Genomic DNA, 6,000 nt, shown 5'->3' on the forward strand with positions numbered 1-6,000 from the left:
CCACAGAAATCGACGGGCCGCAAAGTGTGTGTCCATGGGTGATTTGCATAGTAGAGTCGGCGTATGCCGCAACTTCATGGACACAAGCCATGGGGTTCAACGACAAGGGTGACAGAGATGAGCAAGCAGGGATACCGGCTCAACGATCGGCAGCTGCGATCGCTGACAACAAACGAACGCCCGGCATTGGATGCCACAGGTAAGACCGTGATCGAAGCCAATCCGGACCCCAAGCCCTATCGCTTTCAAGATGGAACACCTGGGGCTCCAACCGGCTTTGGCATCTATGTAGGAAAGAGCGGCAATTCATTTGAAGTGCGCAAAAGGGTGGGGGACCGTCTGGTGCGAGTTTCCCTTGGCTCAGTGGACGACATGTCGATCGTCCAGGCGCACGAAAAGGCCCGTTCGGAAATTGCGTACATCGTGCAGTCGGGTGGAGAGAGCCCCCGGCGCAGGGACGCTCAAGAGCGCAGAACGACGAGCGCCAGGCACATTACGGTGCGCGCCTGCATGGAGCGCTACATCGAACGGCTTGACGCCCAAGTTGAGGCTGGCAAACGCAAGGCCAACAGTACAAAGGCCGTGCAAAATAGTTTGGCGCGACTGGTGCGCAATGAGGTGGGGCTTGCCGACATCCAAGTCCGGGATCTGACCCACGATCAAATTGTGAAGGCGTGGAACGCATTGCGCACGTCGGCAATGCTTAAGTCCAACCGGATCCCCGCAGAGGTCAAGCCCCTGTTGTCCGCAAAGGACAAGTGGTGGTCGTTGTCGATGGACGATTACGCGGCCATGGGCTTGTCGGGCAAGTACATTCAACGCGCAAAGTCGGCAGGCATTGAGGCCGTTGAGCACACCTTTGCCGATTTGAACCGGGCCATTGAAATTGTTCTGCGCCAAGAGCGATTGGACGCGCGAAGGGAAGGGCGGGATGTTGCAATTCAGTTCAACCCCGTCGAATCGCTTTTTGATTTGGAACTGTGGCGAGGGGCCAAAGAGAAACGCGAACATTACCGCAAAGCCCAGGTGCGCAATCCGCTGGGCAAAGAGGACGGCACATTGTCCACGGTTCTAAAGACGTTGGTGTTTCGCAGAAATTTGCAGAACAAGCACAACGCCGTAGCTGTGGACTATTTGCTGTTGACGCTGCTGTGGGGCGCACGACGCAACGAGGCCACTCAATTGCAGTGGTACAACAAGGTGTCCAAAGACGACCTTGCCAATGAGCGTGTGTCTTGGGTGTGGCTTGCGCCCAACGCTGGTGATATCAATCCCAGCACCAAGCGTCCAGGTTCACAAGTGTTCTTTCACGACACGAAAAATGGTGAGGTTCGCTTTCTGCCCGTTGCCTACTTTGCAGAAAAAATCCTGATCCAACGATTGAACGACGCAAAGGACGCCGAAGCACAATTGCCCAATGAAATGGAACGGGCCAAGCGTGCGGTGGAAGAGGTTAAAAAGACCACATCCGATTACATGACAATTGCCAAAGCGCAGCGTGAGGTTTATCGGGTTGAGCAGAAGGCCGATCGCATGAAGTGGGTGTTCCCGGCCCGATCCACGCGCTCAAAGGAAGGTCACTACAGTGACAGCAAATCCATTATTAAAAATGTGCGCGTGGACGCGGGTATGTTGGATTTGCGTCAGGAGATTGACATTGGCTTAACACCACACGATTTGCGCCGAACCTTGGGGCGATTTGCCGAAGCCCTTATGTCCGGCCGTATTGTCTCCGACATGCTCAATCACAAAGTCAACAATGGGTCAGCCAATGTCACGGACCTGTACAATGAGCAGGAGTGGGGTGCGTTGCGGGAGGCTTTCTCAAAAGTGGAAGAGGTCATGATTTCGACCAGCCCCCGCGTATGGAATGTTTTGAAGGGGCCGGATAAGCCATTTTTGGACGAATTGAACGACAAGATGCCCGTCATTCATTCGGGCTTGCGGCCCGTTAAAGGCGGCGAGGAAGAGTGATGAGCAATGGAATGCTTTTCGTTGACGAATACACGGAAAAAAGAAAGGTGCGTGACCATTCCGTTGAGGAATTGAGGGTTCTGTATCGTGATGTTCGCGACTTCAAAAGATTGATTGAAGACGCAAGGCGCATGGATCAACGCACCGCTGAAACCACGTACACCCAATTTGGACACAGGCGCTTTCAAGAGTTGAGGCGCTTGTTTCATCCCATCAATGAACGATTGGCAGCGCTGGACAGCGATGAGATACGTCGAAGCCGGAATTGGATCCTAGAGAATTTTTCAAACGCTCTAACTGTTCAGCGCAAAGATCGGTTGCAAGGGAAGATGGGTTCAACGATTGCAAGTCTGAGTTGTATCTTGGATGAAATTCAGGCTATTGGCGTGGACATACAGATCAAAGAGGTTTGACCAATGAGTGCTGTGACACTTAAGCGTGACGCTGATGGCTACCAAGCATTGCGTGCGAGCGAATTGGAGGCCGAGATTGAACGCGCCAAATCCGGGGCAATTCAGTCCGTGGGGCGCGAAGCTGCGTCCTATTATTTGGGGATCCACACACGCACGTTGTCGCGATACAACGCACAAGGCATGGGGCCAAAGTCAACCAGTCTGAGCAGCAGCGGTGGCCTGGGCCAAACGGCGAAAGTGTTCTATAAGCTCTCCGATCTGGACGAATGGCGCGAGCAGTTGTCGGCATCAAGCTACAAAGAACGCAAGATCAAATCGTCCGTGGCCGCAAAGAAGACGGAATTGGCATTGCTGGAACTGGAACTTGAGAACAAGGGGCTGCAATCTGAAATTGCACGTTTAAGGCGTCTGTTGGATAAGAAGGGCATGGGTTTTGCTGGGATCCACGACGCTACGTCTACTTTGCCTTGGATCTTTGACGACCAGTCACGCGTGCTGGGCACGGTCTACGACTTGAGCGACGAGGACGTAATTTCCGCACTGACGGGTGCCCGCATCGAATACCTGTCCGCACTGGACGTATTGGAGCTTCAGTGGGCCGACATCACTGTGTTCGTGCAATGGGCAGACGCGGTTCGTGTAGCCCTTACCTCTGGAACGCAAGACTTGGACGAGTTGCGCTCGGCCAGGGTCCAGCGGCACGAACTGATGAGTCATATTGGAGGCGGCGATGGCGAAGGTTGACGAACAGCAGCGCCAAGCGCTGGCCCAAGCACCTGGGGATCTTCACCTGACCGCCGCACAAGCCGCTGTGTTGATGCAGGTCAGCACCAAGACGTTGCAGCGCCTGCGCAACCAAGGAATGCCACCACCGCCCATTGGGGAGCGTCCAGCACGTACCGATGAGCGATGGTCAACCACCCCCGTGCGCTACAGAAAGAGCGACGTGGACGCGTGGCTCCAACACCCCGTAATGCCCAGCGTGCAATTGCATGCGTTCCAAATGGCAAACGGGATCATCGTGAACAACACAAATGTTCTGGACGACAGCACAGTTGTGGGCTGTATTTTTGATTTGCTCACAGAGTGTGTGTGGGGCACCACAGAAATGATGATCGAAGCACAACAGGCGTTGTTGGATGAGCAACAGCAGCAGCGTGATGTGGTGCAGGAGCGTATTGCTGCGCAGGAGAGGAGCGTCATCACGAACGCATTGAGATAAGGCGGCGTTAAGCCCCAGTCCCTAGTTGTCCCTTGCAGTCCATTGCAGCCCCCAAATTGGGGGCTTTTTTTTTGTGGCCGATCAACAGCTGCATGCGCATCATATTAACTCCTCAACTGCAAAGGATATACGAATGGCCGTTTACAGCTTTTTCTGTGGAAGCAAAATTGATGCGCACAATAAATCGTCGGCTGAATGGATGGCGTTGTTCGCTGCAAGTGATGCGGCGTTTGTGGCCGTAATTAAAGCGTTCTCAACGCACGACCACCCAACACCGCAAATTCGGAGCAGGCGCATTAGGTTCTTGATGCGGTATACGCGGTGCACGGTGGCGCCAGACGACAATTGGGTGCGCTACTACATTCGTCACTCGGACCGATCATCTATTGTCCAGGGGTTTGGAGACTACTGGGAGCATAACCGGAATAATTTTTTTCAAACATAGTGGCTCGAAAATGGGGTTAGTTGAAAAACGCAATACAAATTATTCATTAAGTAGGGTGATTCAAATGTGACCCTACTCACCGAAATCCTTGGTGCAGTAGGGCTGTAGATGCTGAGTAAGTGAGTAGGGTGGTTGTTGAGAAATACCTTAAGGAAAAACACCAAATACGCCAAAATTGATTTCTCAGAATAAACTTTTTCATGTTTTACCCTACTCACCCTACTCACAAATAGTGAGACCTTTATATACCAGCGGTTATGGTTGAGTAGGTTGGTTTCAAAAGACCCTACTAATCGCCCTACTAATTACCCTACTCACGCAATAATTTGTATTGCGTTTTTCAAAGGAAAATGCCTTCAAAACCTTGCGTTATAAGACTTTGAAGGTGTTTTTCAAGTCAGTGATAAAAAGTGAGTTTAAATGCTGACGTTTCGGGTAATACTTGACGGGCAGGTAATCGCAAATTCATTGCAGCCCAAGGGTTTTGAATTTTGCAATGCAAAATATGCTTGACAAGACAGAAAAATAAATTAGAACTAAATTGTGTTTACTTAAAAATGGAGGTTCAAATGGGCGAGGTTTTGCAATTCAAGATCACAAAAAAGAGAAAGCCATACCGTCGCCGCGCACGGCCTCAGAAGGTCAACCGGACATTTCGGTTTGACCAGGAGAAGTTGGCGCTATTGGAAGACGTGGCGCAGCGCAGTGGATTGACGGTTTCAGAGTACATCCGTGAACTCACAGATCTTGCTGTACGGGACTGTTGGTTGTTTGAGTCAGCAAAGAACGCATAAAAAAACCGAGCGGCTGCAACCGATCGGTTTTCAGAGAGGTATACATATAGGAGAAAAAATATGTCTAAAATCAACGTATCAAATAATGCAAGTGTGTCAACCCCATCGCCAACGGTTGCGAAACAAGCCAAACCCAAGGCTGGCCAACAGAAAATCAAGAAGATCAACAGCGCGAACATCATCCCATCCAATACACCCGCGTGGAATTGGTTGACTTATTTGAACAGTGGAAAGTGTGGCGATTGGGCGAAGGCCAATGCGCTGGCTTACAAATGGAACGGCGTGTTTTGGGATACGGTATCACTGTCCGAAGGAACCGCATTGGCATCCCAGTTCCTGTTCAATCATATGCCAGACAAGGCCACCAATGCCGCGTCCATGGACTGCTTCAAATTCGCCGTCAATTCGCTTGAACCACTTCCTGAGCGGGACGTATCCACCTTTGTTATCGCTGCAAAGAACGGTTACCTGCACGTTGCGAAAGACGGTGCGATTTCAGTTCTCCCCGCCGACAAAAAACTTGGGTTGACTTTTGGCGTAAACGCCACTATCAGCACCTCATACAACAAGCGCCACACACCTCAAGCGGTTCCCGCCAACTCGCTGTTTGGGCGCTTCCTTGCCAGTGCATTGCCAGATTTGGACATTCGCGCCCTGGTGCAAGAGCAGTGCGCCTTGACGCTGATCCCCGGTCCTCATCAGCTGGTCTGGTGGTGGGTGGGGACTGGAGGCAATGGGAAGGGCGTGATGTCGTCCATTGTTCGCGGCTTTCACCACCGCACAGCGCAAATTTGGCTGGATAAGTGTGGTGAGCCGCAAGCGTTGGCAAGCTGTATCAATTCAAGTCTGATTTTTACTCCCGAAGTGAAAAGGGGAGCGCGGGGCATCGATCAAGAGGCATTCAAAGCTCTCAGCGGCGGCGATTTGCTGACGGCCAAATTCTTGTATCGAGACATGATTGAGTTCGTTAATACGTCGTGCCACATCGTCAGTTCCAACGACGAGCCCATGATTACCGACGCAACCGACGGTATGTATCGACGCTTGTGTGTAGTGATGAATCGCCCAGGCTTTTGTAGACACTCTTCAGCCGTTTAGTGCGTACTGCCGTTCAAACTCTATCGGGGACAGGCCGCCATTGGAACCGTGTCG

5 protein-coding genes are annotated in these 6,000 nt (G+C 51.8%); all 5 read left to right on the plus strand.

Going from position 1 to position 6,000, the window contains the following annotated elements; translation table 11 throughout:
* The first annotated feature begins 117 nt into the window (after positions 1–117).
* The 5 genes from ACIGII_RS18575 (at position 118) to ACIGII_RS18595 (ending at position 5,946) form a co-directional block, all read left to right on the plus strand.
* Positions 118–1,974, plus strand: a complete 1,857-nt coding sequence (locus ACIGII_RS18575) for an integrase (protein WP_399622429.1) — start codon at positions 118–120, stop codon at positions 1,972–1,974.
* Complete coding sequence (locus ACIGII_RS18580; protein WP_032969274.1) at positions 1,974–2,387, plus strand: hypothetical protein; 414 nt, start codon at positions 1,974–1,976, stop codon at positions 2,385–2,387. Before ACIGII_RS18575 ends, ACIGII_RS18580 begins: the two co-directional genes overlap by 1 nt.
* Positions 2,388–2,390: 3 nt before the next feature.
* A complete protein-coding gene (locus tag ACIGII_RS18585) occupies positions 2,391–3,131 on the plus strand; it encodes a hypothetical protein (RefSeq protein WP_399622431.1) in 741 nt (246 codons plus the stop codon).
* On the plus strand, positions 3,118–3,609 hold the full coding sequence (locus ACIGII_RS18590; RefSeq protein WP_314100769.1) for a helix-turn-helix domain-containing protein: 492 nt from the start codon (positions 3,118–3,120) through the stop codon (positions 3,607–3,609). Before ACIGII_RS18585 ends, ACIGII_RS18590 begins: the two co-directional genes overlap by 14 nt.
* A 1,299-nt stretch (positions 3,610–4,908) precedes the next feature.
* Positions 4,909–5,946 carry a DUF5906 domain-containing protein gene (locus ACIGII_RS18595; protein WP_399641042.1) on the plus strand — a complete coding sequence of 346 codons (1,038 nt, stop codon included), beginning with the start codon at positions 4,909–4,911 and terminating at the stop codon, positions 5,944–5,946.
* Positions 5,947–6,000: the final 54 nt, after the last annotated feature.

The organism is Stenotrophomonas sp. NPDC077420 (assembly GCF_044543385.1).
Classification (GTDB): Bacteria; Pseudomonadota; Gammaproteobacteria; order Xanthomonadales; family Xanthomonadaceae; genus Stenotrophomonas.

Bases quoted from the DNA above. Each gene is read 5' to 3' on its own strand.
- ACIGII_RS18575 (WP_399622429.1), top strand. From the start codon at position 118: ATGAGCAAGCAGGGATACCGGCTCAACGATCGGCAGCTGCGATCGCTG.
- ACIGII_RS18580 (WP_032969274.1), top strand. From the start codon at position 1,974: ATGAGCAATGGAATGCTTTTCGTTGACGAATACACGGAAAAAAGAAAG.
- ACIGII_RS18585 (WP_399622431.1), top strand. From the start codon at position 2,391: ATGAGTGCTGTGACACTTAAGCGTGACGCTGATGGCTACCAAGCATTG.
- ACIGII_RS18590 (WP_314100769.1), top strand. From the start codon at position 3,118: ATGGCGAAGGTTGACGAACAGCAGCGCCAAGCGCTGGCCCAAGCACCT.
- ACIGII_RS18595 (WP_399641042.1), top strand. From the start codon at position 4,909: ATGTCTAAAATCAACGTATCAAATAATGCAAGTGTGTCAACCCCATCG.